We start from the raw sequence: 15,243 nt of genomic DNA on the forward strand, positions 1-15,243 counted from the left end.
CACTTGTTAGACGAAAAGAGCAGCAGGAAAATGACCGATACCTTTGAGGACCGCAGCACCGCCGATGCGCTCCCCGACTCCCGGCTGGCAGAGCAGTCCGTAGCCCTTGTCCGCCGCTGGCTGACCGAGGCGGCAGCAGTGCCCGTAGACGCCTCCGCCGCGCAGCTTGCCGGCGTCCTGAAGGACCCGGACGGCCTCGGCTTCACCGTCGGTTTTGTGGACGGCGTGGTCCGCCCGGAAGACATCCGCGTTGCCGCCCGCAACCTCGCCGCCCTGGCTCCCCGCGTGCCCGGCTTCCTGCCCTGGTACATGCGCGCGGCCGTCCGCGCCGGCGGCATCCTCGGCCCGGTGATGCCGCAGGTGGTGATCCCCGCTGCCCGCAAGGTGCTGCGCGAAATGGTGGGCCACCTGATTGTGGACGCCACCGACGCCAAGCTGGGCAAGGCCATCGCCGGTATCCGCAAGGACAACATCCGGCTGAACATGAACCTGCTGGGCGAGGCCGTCCTCGGCCAGCACGAGGCAGCCCGCCGGCTTGAGGGCACCCATGCCCTGCTGGCCCGCGACGACGTCGACTACGTCTCCATCAAGGTTTCCGCCACCGTGGCCCCGCATTCACCGTGGGCCTTCAACGAGGCAGTGGAGCACGTGATCGAGTCCCTCACCCCGCTCTTCCGCCGTGCCGCGCAGTCCCCGGTGAAGAAGTTCATCAACCTGGACATGGAGGAGTACAAGGACCTGGAGATGACCATGGCGGTCTTCACCGGCATCCTCTCCAACCCCGAATTCAAGGACCTGGAAGCCGGCATCGTGCTGCAGGCCTACCTGCCGGACGCCCTCTCGGCCATGGTGCGGCTGCAGGAATTCGCCGCCAATCGGCGGGCCGACGGCGGTGCCGCCATCAAGGTGCGCGTGGTCAAGGGCGCCAACCTGCCCATGGAACAGGTGGAAGCCTCCCTGCACGGCTGGCCGCTGGCCACCTGGCACACCAAGGCGGACAGTGACACCAACTACAAGCGGGTCATCAACTACGCCCTGCACCCGGACCGGATCGGGAACGTGCGCATCGGCGTCGCCGGCCACAACCTGTTCGACGTCGCCTTCGCCTGGCTGCTGGCCGGGGAACGCGGCGTGCGGGACGGCATCGAATTCGAAATGCTGTTGGGCATGGCCGCCGGCCAGGCCGAAGTGGTGCGCCGCGACGTCGGCAGCCTGCTGCTCTACACCCCGGTAGTGCACCCGGCGGAGTTCGACGTCGCCATCGCCTACCTGATCCGCCGCCTCGAAGAGGGCGCCAGCTCCGAGAACTTCATGTCCGCGGTCTTTGAACTGGCCGAGAACGAGGCACTGTTCGAGCGCGAAAAGCTGCGCTTCCTGGCATCGGTGGAGAACCTGGACACCGCGGTGCCGGCCCCGCACCGCGTGCAGGACCGCAGCCTGCCCGCCGCCGCGGCCGCCACGGACAGCTTCGACAACACTCCGGACAGCGATCCCTCGCTTCCCGCCAACCAGGCCTGGGGCCGCGGCATCCTTGCCCGCGTCCCGGGTTCCGACCTGGGCAAGGCCGCCGTGGCGGCCGCCGCCGTCGGCACCGAAGCCGAACTGGAGACCGTCATCAACACCGCGGTCACCCAGGGCAAGGCCTGGGGTGCGCTCAGCGGCGCGGAGCGCGCCGAGGTGCTGCACCGCGCCGGTGAGGTCCTGGAGGCCCGCCGCGCGGATCTGATGGAGGTCATGGCCGCGGAAACCGGCAAGACCCTGGACCAGTCGGACCCCGAGGTGTCCGAGGCCATCGACTTCGCGCACTACTACGCGGAACTGGCCCGCGAGCTCGACGCCGTCGAAGGCGCCACCTTCGTGCCGTCCCGCCTGACCGTGGTTACCCCGCCGTGGAACTTCCCGGTCGCCATCCCCGCCGGCTCCACCCTGGCCGCACTGGCCGCCGGGTCCGCCGTCGTCATTAAGCCCGCCCGCCAGTCCGCCCGCTGCGGTGCCGTCATGGTGGAAGCGCTCTGGGAGGCCGGTGTGCCCCGCGACGTGCTGCAGATGGTCCAGCTGGGCGAGCAGGAGCTGGGCCGCCAGCTGATCTCCAACCCTGCCGTGGACCGCGTGATCCTCACCGGCGGTTACGAGACGGCCGAACTGTTCCGTTCCTTCCGCCCGGACCTGCCGCTGCTGGCGGAAACGTCCGGCAAAAACACGGTGATTGTCACCCCGAGTGCCGACTTTGACCTCGCTGCCCGCGACGTCGCCGCCTCCGCCTTCGGCCACGCCGGACAGAAGTGCTCGGCCGCCTCGCTGGTGATCCTGGTCGGTTCCGTGGCGAAGTCCCCCCGCTTCCGCAACCAGCTGGTGGATGCCGTGCAGTCGCTGAAGGTCGGCTACCCGGAGGATCCCACCACGCAGATGGGCCCGGTGATCGAACCCGCTGCCGGCAAGCTGCTCAAGGGCCTGACCGAGCTCGGTGCGGGGGAGACCTGGCTGCTGCAGCCCGAACAGCTCGATGACAGCGGCCGGCTGTGGAGCCCGGGCATCCGCACCGGCGTACGCCGCGGCTCCGAGTACCACCTCACAGAGTACTTCGGCCCGATCCTGGGCGTGATGACCGCCGAGACGCTGGAAGAGGCCATCGACATGGCCAACGACATTGACTACGGCCTCACCGCCGGGCTGCACTCATTGGATCCCGCGGAGATGGAGATCTGGCTGAACCGCATCCAGGCGGGCAACCTGTACGTGAACCGCGGCATCACCGGCGCCATTGTCCGCCGCCAGCCCTTCGGCGGCTGGAAGAAGTCCGCCGTGGGCGCCGGCACCAAGGCCGGCGGTCCGAACTACCTGATCGGCCTGGGCAACTGGGAAGCCGCGGAAGGTACCGGTGCCCCCGAGCTGGGCACCGATTCCGCTGCCGCACGCCTGGTTTCAGCCGCGGAATCGGCAGGCTCGGTCTTCGGTGCCGACGACGCCGCGTTCCTCCGCCGCGCGGCACACAGTGACGCCGCTGCCTGGGCCGGGGAGTTCGGCACCGCCAAGGACGTTTCGGCCCTCTCCGCCGAGCGCAACGTGTTCCGCTACGTGCCGGTGCCGGTGACGGTCCGCCTCTCCGAGGGGCAGTCCGCCGCCGCGCTGGTCCGGGTCCTGGCTGCTGCCGTGACCGCGGGATCGGCAGTGACGGTCTCCTCGGCACTCGACCTGCCCGCCGGCGTCCGCGCCGTACTCACGGAACTCGGCATCGGGTTTACCGTGGAGAACGACGCCGCATGGCTGGCCTCCGCCGCCGCGCTGACCTCCGGCCGGGTCCGGCTGATCGGTGGATCTACGCTGGCCCTGGCCGAGGCCACCGGCGGCACCCCGGACCTCGCCGTGTACGCCCAGCCGGTCACCGAAGCCGGCCGCGTGGAGCTGCTGCCGTTCCTGCATGAGCAGGCCGTCAGCATCACCGCTCACCGGTTCGGCACGCCGAACCACCTGTCGGACGCGCTGATCTAGCTCCGCCTGACGCCGGCCGGAAGGCCGGATAAAGGGTCAGGAACGGGACGCCGGGTGGGAAGCACGCAGCAAAAAACGCTGCAGCTTTCCGCTCGGCGTTTTTGGCAGTTCGGTGACAAAGTGCACGGTTCGCGGATAGGCATGCGCGGCGTACTGGGTTTTCACCAACTGCTGCAGTTCCGCGGCCAGCTCCGGCGAACCGGAACCGGAACGCAGCACCACATACGCCTCCAGCCGTTCCCCGCGCAGCTCGTCGGGTACGCCGACCACTGCGCTTTCGGCGACCTCGGGATGGGTGGCCAGGACCGATTCCACCTCAAACGGGCCGATCCGGTAGCCGGCCATAATGATCACGTCATCGTCCCGGGCGGAGAAATAGGTGTAGCCCTGCTCATCCCGGGAACCGGTGTCCCCGGTGAAGTACCAGCGCCCGTCACTGCTGTACCGCTCGGCAGTCTTTTCCGGGTTGTCCGTGTAGCCGCTGAACCACATCAGCGGACTGGCGGGCACATCAATGGCCACCCGGCCCTTTTCACCCGCGGCGGCCGCTTCCTCGCTGTCCAGGGCGAGGACCTCGGTGCGGTAGCCCGGCAGTGCGTGGCCCATGGAGCCGGGCCGGATCTCCCGGTTTACGGACTCTTCCCAACCGTTGACAATGCACATGCCCATTTCGGTTTGCCCGTAGTGGTCCCGGATCACGGTGCCCAGGGTGCGGTTGGCCCAGCCGATGGTCTCGGCGTCCAGCGGTTCGCCGGCACTGGAGGCGCGCTGCAGGGACAGCTGCCCGACGCCGTCGGGCGCCTCGGCGCGCAGCGAACGGAAAATGGTGGGCGCGGCGGCGAAGTTGGTGACCGAAAAGCGGCCCAGGATCTCCCAGCAGAGTTTGGCGTTGAAACCTCCGCGCAGCAGCAGGTTGCGGCGCCCTGCCGCCAAAGGCGCCAGGATCCCGTAGTACAGTCCGTAAGCCCAGCCGGGATCCGCGGCGTTCCAAAACACGTCATCTTCACGTACGTCCAGGCCGTAGCGGAAGTAGGCGGAAAAGGCGTCCAGCGCCTTGAGCGGTACGGGGACGCCCTTGGGCGCCCCGGTGGTGCCGGACGTGAAGATTTCCACCAGCAGATCGGCCGGATCCAGTACCGCCGGTGCCAGCCCCGGCTGTTCGGTGCGCAGCAGTTCCTCCCAGGCCCGCGTATCCGCGGCGCCCGCAGGCGTCTCCTGTGTTTCCCGTCCGCCGCCGTCTCCGGACACCAGCACCGTCAGCCCCAGTTCCGAAACCAGTGGCGTCACCTTGTCCAGCTGGCCGGCGTCGGCAAGCACCACGGCGGCTCCGCTGGCGGCCAGCCGGACCTGGATGGCAGGGGTGGCAAAGGCAGTGAACAGCGGCACGTGAACCGCACCCAGCCGCCACAGGCCCAGCAGGGCAGTGACCAGCTCGGCGCTCTTGCCCATCAGCGTGGCCACGCGGTCTCCCCGGCGCACACCGAGCCGGGCGAAGGCGGCGGCGGCCCGTTCGGAGCCCTCCCGCAGCTCACCGTAGGTCAGGTCCACGGAGGTGAGATCAGGGTCAATAACGGTAAAGGCCACCGCGTCGGCGGGGTGGCGATCGCACAGCAGGACGGCAGGTGCCGCCGGTCCCGGGACAGTGAGGGCGAAAGACATAGATGCAGCTCCGTTCCAGCAGGTGTGCCGTGGATCACTCCACGGCCATGGTGTCCATGCTAGGCGAGGGAGCATCCGGGACGGACATTGTGTTTCCTCCGCTGTCCGGTTCATGATGGCTGGTGCAGGCCAACCCCGGGAGGGTCCCCATGCAGCAGCCCATGCTCATCGGCAGGAACGCGGTAATTTACGGCGGCGGAGGGGCCATTGGCGGTGCCGTGGCGCAGGCCTTCGCCCAGGAAGGGGCCCGGGTGTTCCTCGCCGGCCGCACGGCGGAACCGCTCGAGGCCGTGGCGGAGCGCATCCGCCGGGCCGGGGGAGAGGTTCAGACGGCGTTGCTGGATGCCACCAATGAGGGCGCCGTCAACCGGCATGCCGATGATGTGGCGGCCGCGGCAGGCAGTCTGGACATCTCCGTGAACGTCATCCAGCACGGGGACGTGCAGGGCACTCCCATGGCGGAGATGGCCCTGGCGGATTATCTGCGTCCGGTCTCTACCGCCGTGCAAACCCTGTTTCTGACCGCCCAGGCAGCGGCCCGGCACATGATGCGCCAGCGGTCCGGGGTGATCCTGGTGTTTGGCGGCTCGGGGAACCCGGTGCCCGGGCTGTACCTGGGCGGCCTGCAGACGGCGTTCGAAGCCATGGAATCGATGCGCCGCCAGCTCTCCAGTGAGCTGGGCCCGTTCGGCATCAGGGTGGTGACGCTGCGCTCCGGCGGCATTCCGGAAAGCCTGCCCGAAAACATGGAAGGCGCCGGCGAAATCGCCGACGCCATCACCAACGCCACAATGCTGGGCCGCGCCGCCACCCTGGAAGAGGTCGGCTATGCAGCGGCATTTGCCGCCTCCGACCGGGCTGCCAGCATGACAGCGGCAACACTGAACATTAGTGCCGGAAGCCTCATTGACTGATGCTTTTCCGGCGGGCGGGGACTGGAAGGAACCTAGGCAGGGATCTTCCAGAGGGTGAAATCATCCATGCTGAGTGCGGTCCGCAGGCCGCTGGATTCGTCACGGATCCAGACCGTGGACAGGCCGGGGGCCGTGTCCTGGACCTCACCGTGGAAATAGGTTTCGCCACCGCTGCGGGCTTCTATGGTGTCCCCGCGGCGAAGGGTACGGATGCTGCGCACGCGCTTGGCGCGGGCAGTCGTGGGCGGAGTGGGAGCGTTAGCTACCGGCAAAAGGCGCCTCCTGAGATTGTTGATATTTATGCCAACAGACGTATACCCATAAAATATTCCCGATCACGCATAGGACCCTCTCACTCGGGCACCCCCGGCCGGTAAGCTTCGGCCATGGATATCGTGGATTTCCTGGTCACACGCTTCCAGGAGGACATCTCCGAGGCCCGCAAACTACTCGCATCTTCCAACGTTTCCCTCTCCGACCGCTGGTACGAAGAGCGTCTGTTGAAGGAATGCGAAACCAAGCTCATGCTCATCGAGATCATCGGGGGCGCCCGCCGACATGCCCTCGCCCGCATGGTTCTGGAAGAGGATGACGACGAGGATCCACGGTTCCGCGAGGAACTGGAATGGACCCGGCTGGCACTGTCTGCGCTGGCGGCTGTGCACGAGGACCACCCGGACTTCCAGGACGGCTGGCGGCTGACGCAGGAGAGCCCCTAGCCGGGTTTGAATCCGGTGCCGGCGGAGGCCGTGGATGCGGCGGCCGGGCAGGGGCCATAGATTGGTGGCATGAGTGAAACGCCAAACACCCAGCCCGTTCCGGAAGCCGGCGACCTGCTTCACCGGCTTGCCGGCCTGCACAAAGTTGCCACTACGTTTACCGGCTGGGACGGGACCGAGCGGCAGGTTTCGGAGAAGACCCTGCGCAGTGTCCTCACCGCACTCGGGCTCGCCGTGGACACAGAGGAGGACCTGCTCCGGTCCCTTGCCGAGTCGGAGACGGCCGGCTGGAAGCGTCCGCTGCCGCCCACCGCCGTCGTCCGCCGCGGCCGGCCCGGCGCCGTGTCCGTACACCTGCCCCGGGACACCGCAGCGAAGCTGCGCATCCGGCTGGAGGACGGCAGCGAACTCAGCCTGGACTGGCCTGCGGAGGCCGACGCGGAACTCGACGTGGAGGGCGCGGTGCTGGCCCGCACCCAGGTTCCCCTGCCGAGCGGCCTGCCGCTGGGATGGCACCGGCTGGAGCTGGAAGCCGGCGAGACCCGTGCCGCCTCGACCCTGGTAGTGACCCCGGACCGGCTGGACACCGCGGACGCCCTGCAGGAGCAACCGGCGTGGGGGCCACAGGCCCAGCTGTACTCGCTGCGCTCCCGCCGCTCCTGGGGCATTGGCGATCTGACGGATCTGGCGGACCTCGCCGCCGTCGTCGGCGCCGACTACAACGCCGGGTTTGTGCTGATCAACCCGCTGCACGCCGCGGAACCCGTTCCGCCCATTGAACCCTCCCCCTATCTGCCCACCACCCGCCGGTTCTTCAACCCGCTCTACATCCGGGTGGAGGCGGTACCGGAATTCGCCTACCTCGGTGACGCAGAGCATCAGGCGGCTGAGGAAGCGGCACGGGCCCTCTACCCGGCCAACTCCTCCGCCGGGGAGCTCGACCGAGATGCCAGTTACGCGGCGAAGCTGGCGGTCCTTCGGGACGTGTTCGGCGTGGAACGCACGCCGGGCCGGCAGCGTCAGTTCGAGGCCTTCAAGGCCGACGCCGGTCAGGGCCTGGAGAACTTCGCCCGCTGGTGCGCCCTGGCCGAGGACCTGGCGCCCGGCGCCCCGGAATGGAACGAAGCCACCGGGCCCGAGAGCGACTACGTGCTGGCACAGCTGCCGCGGCTGCAGGAGCGGATCGAATTCTTCAAATGGCTGCAGTGGATCTGCGACGAACAGCTGGAGAACGTGCAGCGGGCCGCCAAAAAGGCCGGCATGGGCATCGGCATCATCCACGACCTGGCCGTGGGCGTGCACCCCGGCGGCGCCGATGCGTGGATGCTGCGCGACGTGCTGACGCAGGGAATCTCCGTAGGCGCTCCGCCGGACATGTTCAACCAGCGCGGCCAGGACTGGAGCCAGCCGCCGTGGCACCCGGGCCGGCTGGCCGAATCCGGCTACGCCGCCTACCGGGACATGATCCGCACAATTCTCCGCCACGCCGGCGGCATCCGGGTGGACCACATCCTGGGGCTGTTCCGGCTTTGGTGGATTCCGCAGGACGCGGAGTCTCCCGGTGAGGGGGCATATGTGTACTACGACCACGAGGCGCTCATCGGCATCCTGGCGCTGGAAGCCCAGCGCGCCGGCGCCGTCGTCATCGGCGAGGACCTGGGTGTCTTCGAACCGTGGGTGCAGGAGTACCTGGCCGAGCGCGGGGTGCTGGGCACCTCCATCCTCTGGTTCGAGCAGACCGAGGACGGACCGCGTGCCCCCGAGGAATACCGGGTGGGCGCGCTGACCAGCGTGAATACCCACGACCTGCCGCCCACCGCCGGGTATCTGGCGGGCGAACACGTGAACCTGCGTGAGTCCCTGGGCCTGCTCAACCGGCCGGTCGAAGAAGAGCGTAAGGCCGACAGCGAGGCGCAGGAAGCCGTGCTGGCCGTGCTGCGTGAGCGCGGGCTGCTGCCTGCTGATTCTTCCGGACAGGTGGCCGGGCAGCTTGAAGGGGAGGAAGTGCAGCGGACCGTGGAGGCGCTGCACCGGTTTGTGCTGCAGACCCCGTCGGCCCTGCTCGGGGTGGCGCTGGCGGATCTGGTGGGCGAGAAAAAGACGCAGAACCAGCCGGGGACCGCCGACGAGTATCCGAACTGGCGGATACCCCTCAGCGGCCCCGACGGTGAAGCGGTGCTGCTCGAGGACCTGGAGGGGAACGAACGGTTCCGTTCCCTGGCGGCCCTGATGCGGGACGGTCTCTAGCCTCCTACTGTTCCAGCTTCATGGCCTTGCGCAGCGTCAGCGAACCGCCGCTCTGCATCACGGCCCGGCGGTAGATCCGCTCGCCGAAGCGCAGCAGGCCGTAGGCGGCCACCAGGGCAATGACCAGGGACGCCAGGGTCTGCCAGAGCGGCACCTCGCCGTTGAGCATCCGCACCGGCATGGCGACGGAGGACACCACCGGCACAAAGGACGCGGCGACGAGCAGCTGCCCCTTGGCGAACATGCCGGCGAACAGGGCCACGATGATCACCGTCAGCACCGGCGCGGAGCTGTTGTTCAGATCCTCGCTGCGGCTGGCCATGGAGCCGATCATGGCCCAGGCCGAGGCGAGGATCAGGAACCCGGCCAGGAAGAAGACCAGGAACCAGCCGGACGCCGGGATGATTGCTCCCACGGTCTCTGCGGTGCCGGTGAGGTTCAGTGCCAGCAGTGCGGCACCGGCGTAGAGGGCCAGCTGGACCATGGCCAGGACCGTGTTGCCGGCCACCTTGCCGTAGAGCAGCTGCCGGATGGGAATGGCGGTGGCCAGGATCTCCACCACCCGGTTCTGCTTCTCCTCCAGCACGGAGGTGGCAATGGCCATGCCGAAGATGATGGCGGCCATGTAGAACAGGAAGGCGAAGACAAAGCCGACAATGGTGGCCAGCAGCTGGTTCTCCGCACTGCCTTCCAGCAGCTCGGATTCCAGTTCGGAGCCGGCCAGCAGTTCCGCGGAGGTGGTGCCGGCGGCAGCCGCATTGCTCTCCAGGGCGTAGCTGCGCAGCGCCTCGGCCAGACCGCCCTGCAGGCCGTTGCCGATTTCGGTGAGCCCGGTGAGGGTCCAGGTGCCGTCCTCACGCACCAGGGCTGCGTCCGCCTCATCCTCCCTGACCAGCTGCAGGGCGGCGTCGGGCGAATCCGCGGTCACGGCTTCGAAGGCGGTGTTGCCGCCGTCGGCCTGGCCTGCCTCATCCGCGAGGGCTACCACCGACTGGCCTTCGGTGCCGGTGACAGCAACGGTGTATTCCTCGCCGCGGGTGCTCATGAAGGCGTTGAACAGCACGGTTCCCACAATGATCAGCACGGTGACCAGGGTGGAGATGAGGTAGCTGCGGTCGCGGGCCTTCACCATCACCTCGCGGAGGGTGACGATGGCCCAGGGGGCGGTGGAACGTTCGGTGCTCATGCTGTGACCTCGCGGTAGATCTCGCTCAGGGACGGACGGATGGGGGCGTACTCTTCCACGGACCCACGGGAGAGGGCGGCGGCCAGCAGCCGCTGCCCGGCGGCGTCGTCCTCCAGTTCGACGACGGCGGTGGGGCCGGCGACGTCGATCACCCGCACGCCGGGCTCTTCCCGGATCCAGCCGGCGTCGGGGAGGACAGTGACCCGGTGCCGGTTGGCGGCCCGGGCACGCAGGTCCTCGCCGGTACCGGAGGCAATCATCCGGCCCTGCTGCAGGACCACCAGGTTGTCGCAGAGCCGGTCCACGAGGTCCAGCTGGTGGCTGGAGAAGAGCACCGGCACGCCCTGCGCGGTGTAGTCGCGCAGCAGCTCCACCATGGAATCCACGGCCACCGGGTCCAGGCCGGAGAACGGCTCGTCCAGGATCAGGGCAGTGGGCCGGTGCATCAGGGACGCGATGATCTGCACGCGCTGCTGGTTGCCCAGGGACAGGGATTCAAGTTTGTCCTTGGTCCGGTCCGCCAGCGTGAACCGTTCCAGCATGTCCAGTGCGGAGCTGCGTGCGTCATTCTGGCTCATGCCGTGCAGCTGGCCGAGGTAGACCAGCTGGTCCAGGATGGGCTGCTTGGGATAGAGGCCGCGCTCTTCGGGCATGTACCCGAAGCGCGAGCGCATCTTGGCGGTCAGCGGCACGTCATCCATCAGGACTTCACCGTCGCTGGGGGTGAGCACCCCCATGATCATCCGCATGGTGGTGGTTTTGCCGGCACCGTTGGCGCCCACGAACCCGGTCATCTTGCCGGAGGGGACGTCGAAGCTGACGTTGTCCACGGCGGTCTTGTCTCCGAAACGCCGGGTGAGGCTGCGTACCTGCAGCATGGTGGCCGCTCCTTTTCCCGGCAGGCCGGGCTCAGTGGGTGATCTTCACCATTAAGCCTAGTGAGGGCACTGCGGCGGAGGATCGGCCACCCGGGGGAGGGCCGTGCGGGTTAGTGCGCTGCGGGTTTGTCCCCCGCGAGGATGAGCCCGGATTCATAAGCGAACACCACGGCCTGCACCCGGTCGCGGACCTGGATCTTGGCGAGCAGGTTGGACACGTGCGTTTTGACGGTTGCCTCCGCCACGAACATGCCCGCGGCAATCTCGGCGTTGCTGCGCCCGGCGGCCACGTTCACCAGGACCTCGCGCTCGCGGGAGGTCAGGGAATCGAGGAGTTTCTGCGTCTCCCTGGCGGCCGGGGACGGGACGGGCGCGGCCGGTCCGGCGGGAGCCGTTCCGGCTGTTCCCTCCCGCTGCTGGCTGGCGAATCGTTCAATAACGCGCACCGTCATCTCCGGCGCCAGCAGGGCATGCCCGCAGGCCACGGCGTGCACGGCCGCCACCAGGTCATCGGGGTCCGCGTTCTTGAGCAGGAACCCGCTGGCACCGGCGCGCAGGGCGTCAAAGAGGTAGTCATCGCGCTCAAAGGTGGTGAGGATGATGACCTTCGCGGTACCGGCAGCCACTACCTGTTCCGTGGCCCGGATGCCGTCCAAAACAGGCATCTGTACGTCCATCAGGATGACGTCCACCGGGTTCCTGGCGGCGAAGTCGACGGCGTCACGGCCGTTGGCCACCTGGCCCACCACCTCGATTTCCTCCTCGACGGAGAGCATCATGGCAAAGCCGGCCCGCACCAGTGCCTGATCATCTGCCAGCAGAACCCGGATCGGTTCCATTTTCTCTATCCTCCCTTTCAACGGGATTACCCCCACACATCGCGGATCATGCCTGCACGGCCCGCGTAACACCACGGTAGCGGCATGGGAGGGCATCCCCGGGGAGGACCGGCGGCCGGTGCTGGGATGTGACGGGACTGTGTCCTCGGGCTGTCCTGCGGGCGGCTGTCCTGCGGGCGGCTGTCCTGGCGTCCGGCTGTTCTGGCGTCGGAGGGCGTGGCGTCGGAGGGCGTGGCGTCGGAGGGCGTGGCGTCGGAGGGCGTGGCGCCGGGGCTCAGGTCGGGGCCCGCTCCGGCGGGGTGGCGGCCGGGGTCAGGAGAGCGGGAAACGGACTCGGACCCGCCAGCCGCCGCCTTCCCGCGGACCGATCTCGCTGTGCCCGCGGTGCAGCGCCGCCCGTTCGCGGATGCCGCGGAGGCCGAACCCGGAGCCTGCGGTACTGCCGCTGCGCGGGCGGCCGTCGTCCACGGTTTCCACCTCTACCCAGGTGGCGGAGCCGGTGGAACCGGTACGCAGGGCGACGACGGCACCTCCGGCCGTGGAATGCCGGCGGACATTGGCCAAGGATTCCTGCACCGTGCGGTAAATGGACAGGGCGAGCGGCGCCGGGATGCGGTCCAATGCACCGGGTTCCTCCTCGGACCGGTGGTAGGCAACCCGCAGTCCCAGCTGCTCATGCTCGGCCACCAGGGCGGGCAGATCGGCGAGGCCGGGTTCCGGAGTGCGCCGCGCACCGCCGTCGGACTCCGCAGCCGGTTGCTCTTCGGCACGCAGCACCCCCAGCAGGGCACGCATTTCGGACACCGCTTCACGGGAGGACGCCTCAATGGTCTGCAGGGCACCGGCCGCGGCATCGGGTTTTTTCTCCAGCACCCGGCGGGCCGCGCCGGCCTGGACGCCGATGACGGCGATGTGGTGCGCTACGACGTCGTGCAGTTCCCGGGCGATGCGCAGGCGTTCATCCAGCACCGCCTGGCGGGCCAGTTCCGCGGATTGCGCTTCAAGCTGGGCGGACTGCTTCAGCAGCAGCTCGCGCTGGTGCGCGCTGCGCCAGGAACTCATGCCGAACATGATCGCCCCGCCGAAGTAGGCGGCGTTGACGGCGGTGTTGTAGATGGCCAGGGAGGTGAGCGGCGGAAGGAAGCCGCGGTAGGTCTCATCACCTTCGTTCAACCGTTCGAGCATGCCGTCATAGGAAGAGGACACGGTGAAGGAGAGCAGCACCCACAGGGCCATAACGGCGATGACCACCGTAATACCCAGCCAGAGCGCCCTCCGGTCCCGGGCCCATGCGACCGCGGTGTACAGCGAGGCGAAATAGGCCGCCTGGAACGCCATCTGCCCGGAGACGCTGGGCACCAGCAGGGACAGGGAGAGGAACGCTGCGCTGCTGGCCAGCATCACCAGGACGGGGAACCGGCGCCGGACCAGCAGGGGCAGGATCATCAGTGCCAGGGCCGCGTGCTGCGCCCAGATCGGGCGGGTTTCACCGGCCGCGGCGCCGATTCCGCGGCTGACCTCCAGGATGAAGGCCGCTACGAGCAGCAGGGCCAGGGTGCCGAGCACATCGTTGCGCTGCTGCTCCTCGGTGGGGCCCGGACGCTCCCAGTCCTCCCCGGTGCGCCAGGGCAGCAGTACCCGTAAGCGGGGGCGCGCGGAGCCGCGCTGCGCAGCCGCCGGGCCGGCCGTCTCGAAGGCCAAAGTCTCCATCATGCTGACCAGTCTAGGATCCGGACCCCTGCCGGAGGCTCCGCCGCAGGGATGAACGTCGGGGGGACTCTGGGGCACCCTGCGGCAGTAGGCAGTAGGCAGTAGCAGGCAGCAGCTGGCAGTAGGCAGCGGTTGGCGGTTGGCGACTGGCGGCTGGCGGCTGGCGGTGGTCTGCTCCGGCGGTCTCCGGCCGGCAGGGTTTCCCGCCCAGTGGTGCTGGTGGGGCTGACGGTTCCCCTTAGGGGTACACCAGTACCACTCGGTGGGATTCTGTGCTGGATTGCCGTCCCGGGACGGTGGCGGACCGTCACCAAGGCTGTGCCGGCAGGAAAGGAGTGATTTACTGCGTAAGGAGCGGCAGCACGGAGATCCCGGCGGCCGGGCATCAGCGCGGATGACAGGACTGAAAGCATGTTTGTAGAAGAAGCACAGGCGATCCTCCCGGAGCTCGTGGCGCTGCGGCGGTCCCTGCACCGCGAGCCGGAGACCGGCCTGGACCTGCCGCTGACGCAGGCCAAGGTGCTGGCGGCGCTGGAGGGCCTGGACCTGGAGATCACGCTGGGTGTGAAGTCGACGTCGGTGATCGCCGTGCTGCGGGGCGCGGAGCCCGGGCCGGTAGTACTGCTGCGCGGGGACATGGATGCGCTGCCCGTGGCCGAGCTGACCGATCTGGAGTACGCCTCCGGCAACGGCAATATGCATGCCTGCGGCCATGACTTGCACGTCGCCGGACTGGTGGGTGCCGCCCGGTTGCTGTGCGCGCAGCAGGAGGACCTTTCCGGCAGCGTCATTTTTATGTTCCAGCCCGGGGAGGAAGGCCATGACGGCGCCAGCCTGATGATTGACGAAGGAGTGCTCGACGCCGCCGGCGAACGTCCCGTTGCGGCCTACGGGATCCACGTCCGGCCCGGTCCGCGGGGCGTCTTCCGCACCAAGCCGGGCACCCTGATGGCCGGGGCGAACGAACTGCGGATCACCGTGAAAGGGTCCGGCGGGCACAGTTCCCAGCCGCAGACCGCCGTTGACCCGGTTCCCGCGCTGACCGAGATTGCCACCGCGCTGCAGACCATGGCCACGCGGCGGTTTTCCGCTTTCGATCCGATCGTGCTGACCGTCACCCAGCTCTCCGCCGGCGAGGCCATCAACGTCATCCCGGATTCCGCGCGGCTGGGTGCCTCGGTGCGGACCTTGTCGGAGGAATCCCTGGACCGCGTCATTGTGGAGTCCAAGGCGCTCGCCGAAGGGATCGCTTCTGCCCACGGATGCAGTGTCGAGGTGGACTTCACCATCCGGTATCCGGTCACCACCAACGACGCCGGCCGGACCCGGGAGGCGATCACGGGGCTGCGGGAGATTTTCGGTGAGGACCGGGTGGTCGAATCACGGGACCCGCTGATGGGCTCGGAGGACTTTTCCCTGATCCTGAACGAGGTGCCCGGAACTTTCCTGTTCCTGGGCGCCACCCCGCCGGAGGTCAATCCCGTGACCGCGGCCTGGAACCACTCGCCGCGGGTGGTGTTCGATGATTCGGTGCTGGGGGACCAGGCTGCCGCGCTGGCGCAGCTGGCCTACAACCGGCTGACCTAGGGGTCGCCGGCGGAT

The 15,243-nt window shown here is 68.4% G+C and carries 11 protein-coding genes; 5 read left to right on the top strand and 6 right to left on the bottom strand.

Translation table 11 applies throughout. The features are described from left to right. Nucleotides 1-30: 30 nt before the first annotated feature. Nucleotides 31-3,489 carry a bifunctional proline dehydrogenase/L-glutamate gamma-semialdehyde dehydrogenase gene (locus AC5RTS_RS13070; RefSeq protein WP_493992448.1) on the top strand — a complete coding sequence of 1,153 codons (3,459 nt, stop codon included), beginning with the start codon at nt 31-33 and terminating at the stop codon, nt 3,487-3,489. A 36-nt stretch (nt 3,490-3,525) separates the two neighbouring features. Here the strand turns inward: AC5RTS_RS13070 and AC5RTS_RS13075 are convergent, their stop codons facing one another. Beyond that, complete coding sequence (locus tag AC5RTS_RS13075) at nt 3,526-5,148, bottom strand: AMP-binding protein (RefSeq protein ID WP_493992449.1); 1,623 nt, start codon at nt 5,146-5,148, stop codon at nt 3,526-3,528. Between the two features lie 149 nt (nt 5,149-5,297). On the opposite strand from AC5RTS_RS13075, the gene AC5RTS_RS13080 reads away from it, so the two are divergent. After that, nucleotides 5,298-6,062 (top strand): SDR family NAD(P)-dependent oxidoreductase, encoded by a 765-nt coding sequence (locus AC5RTS_RS13080; protein WP_493992450.1) that lies wholly within the window; start codon nt 5,298-5,300, stop codon nt 6,060-6,062. A gap of 32 nt (nt 6,063-6,094) precedes the next feature. Here the strand turns inward: AC5RTS_RS13080 and AC5RTS_RS13085 are convergent, their stop codons facing one another. Beyond that, the gene (locus AC5RTS_RS13085; RefSeq protein ID WP_227902784.1) at nt 6,095-6,334 is read right to left on the bottom strand and encodes a hypothetical protein; all 240 of its coding nucleotides are present in this window, start codon (nt 6,332-6,334) and stop codon (nt 6,095-6,097) included. A 114-nt stretch (nt 6,335-6,448) separates the two neighbouring features. Here AC5RTS_RS13085 and AC5RTS_RS13090 point away from each other — a divergent pair, with 114 nt between their 5' ends. Together AC5RTS_RS13090 and malQ are read left to right on the top strand one after the other, a co-directional pair. Beyond that, nucleotides 6,449-6,781 carry a DUF6221 family protein gene (locus AC5RTS_RS13090; protein ID WP_493992451.1) on the top strand — a complete coding sequence of 111 codons (333 nt, stop codon included), beginning with the start codon at nt 6,449-6,451 and terminating at the stop codon, nt 6,779-6,781. Nucleotides 6,782-6,850: 69 nt separating this feature from the next. Beyond that, nucleotides 6,851-9,028: a 4-alpha-glucanotransferase gene (gene malQ, locus AC5RTS_RS13095; protein ID WP_493992452.1), complete on the top strand. Its 2,178-nt coding sequence runs from the start codon at nt 6,851-6,853 to the stop codon at nt 9,026-9,028. A 4-nt stretch (nt 9,029-9,032) separates the two neighbouring features. Here malQ and AC5RTS_RS13100 read toward each other — a convergent pair whose 3' ends face one another. The 4 genes from AC5RTS_RS13100 to AC5RTS_RS13115 all read right to left on the bottom strand — a co-directional run bounded on the left by AC5RTS_RS13100 (nt 9,033) and on the right by AC5RTS_RS13115 (nt 13,644). Continuing rightward, nucleotides 9,033-10,214 carry an ABC transporter permease gene (locus AC5RTS_RS13100; RefSeq protein ID WP_493992453.1) on the bottom strand — a complete coding sequence of 394 codons (1,182 nt, stop codon included), beginning with the start codon at nt 10,212-10,214 and terminating at the stop codon, nt 9,033-9,035. Then, on the bottom strand, nt 10,211-11,092 hold the full coding sequence (locus AC5RTS_RS13105) for an ABC transporter ATP-binding protein (protein ID WP_493992454.1): 882 nt from the start codon (nt 11,090-11,092) through the stop codon (nt 10,211-10,213). Before AC5RTS_RS13105 ends, AC5RTS_RS13100 begins: the two co-directional genes overlap by 4 nt. Before the next feature lie 110 nt (nt 11,093-11,202). Beyond that, entirely contained in the window at nt 11,203-11,931 is a 729-nt protein-coding gene (locus tag AC5RTS_RS13110; RefSeq protein ID WP_493992455.1) for a response regulator, read from the bottom strand. Nucleotides 11,932-12,243: 312 nt separating this feature from the next. After that, a complete protein-coding gene (locus tag AC5RTS_RS13115; protein ID WP_493992456.1) occupies nt 12,244-13,644 on the bottom strand; it encodes a sensor histidine kinase in 1,401 nt (466 codons plus the stop codon). Nucleotides 13,645-14,052: 408 nt separating this feature from the next. Here AC5RTS_RS13115 and AC5RTS_RS13120 point away from each other — a divergent pair, with 408 nt between their 5' ends. Continuing rightward, nucleotides 14,053-15,228 (top strand): M20 metallopeptidase family protein, encoded by a 1,176-nt coding sequence (locus AC5RTS_RS13120; RefSeq protein WP_493992457.1) that lies wholly within the window; start codon nt 14,053-14,055, stop codon nt 15,226-15,228. Nucleotides 15,229-15,243: the final 15 nt, after the last annotated feature.

This window comes from Arthrobacter sp. MDT1-49-2, from assembly GCF_059090185.1.

Coding starts and splice junctions, on each gene's coding strand:
- malQ (WP_493992452.1), top strand. CDS start 6,851: ATGAGTGAAACGCCAAACACCCAGCCCGTTCCGGAAGCCGGCGACCTG.
- AC5RTS_RS13075 (WP_493992449.1), bottom strand. CDS start 5,148: ATGTCTTTCGCCCTCACTGTCCCGGGACCGGCGGCACCTGCCGTCCTG.
- AC5RTS_RS13070 (WP_493992448.1), top strand. CDS start 31: ATGACCGATACCTTTGAGGACCGCAGCACCGCCGATGCGCTCCCCGAC.
- AC5RTS_RS13115 (WP_493992456.1), bottom strand. CDS start 13,644: ATGATGGAGACTTTGGCCTTCGAGACGGCCGGCCCGGCGGCTGCGCAG.
- AC5RTS_RS13120 (WP_493992457.1), top strand. CDS start 14,053: ATGTTTGTAGAAGAAGCACAGGCGATCCTCCCGGAGCTCGTGGCGCTG.
- AC5RTS_RS13080 (WP_493992450.1), top strand. CDS start 5,298: ATGCAGCAGCCCATGCTCATCGGCAGGAACGCGGTAATTTACGGCGGC.
- AC5RTS_RS13110 (WP_493992455.1), bottom strand. CDS start 11,931: ATGGAACCGATCCGGGTTCTGCTGGCAGATGATCAGGCACTGGTGCGG.
- AC5RTS_RS13105 (WP_493992454.1), bottom strand. CDS start 11,092: ATGCTGCAGGTACGCAGCCTCACCCGGCGTTTCGGAGACAAGACCGCC.
- AC5RTS_RS13090 (WP_493992451.1), top strand. CDS start 6,449: ATGGATATCGTGGATTTCCTGGTCACACGCTTCCAGGAGGACATCTCC.
- AC5RTS_RS13100 (WP_493992453.1), bottom strand. CDS start 10,214: ATGAGCACCGAACGTTCCACCGCCCCCTGGGCCATCGTCACCCTCCGC.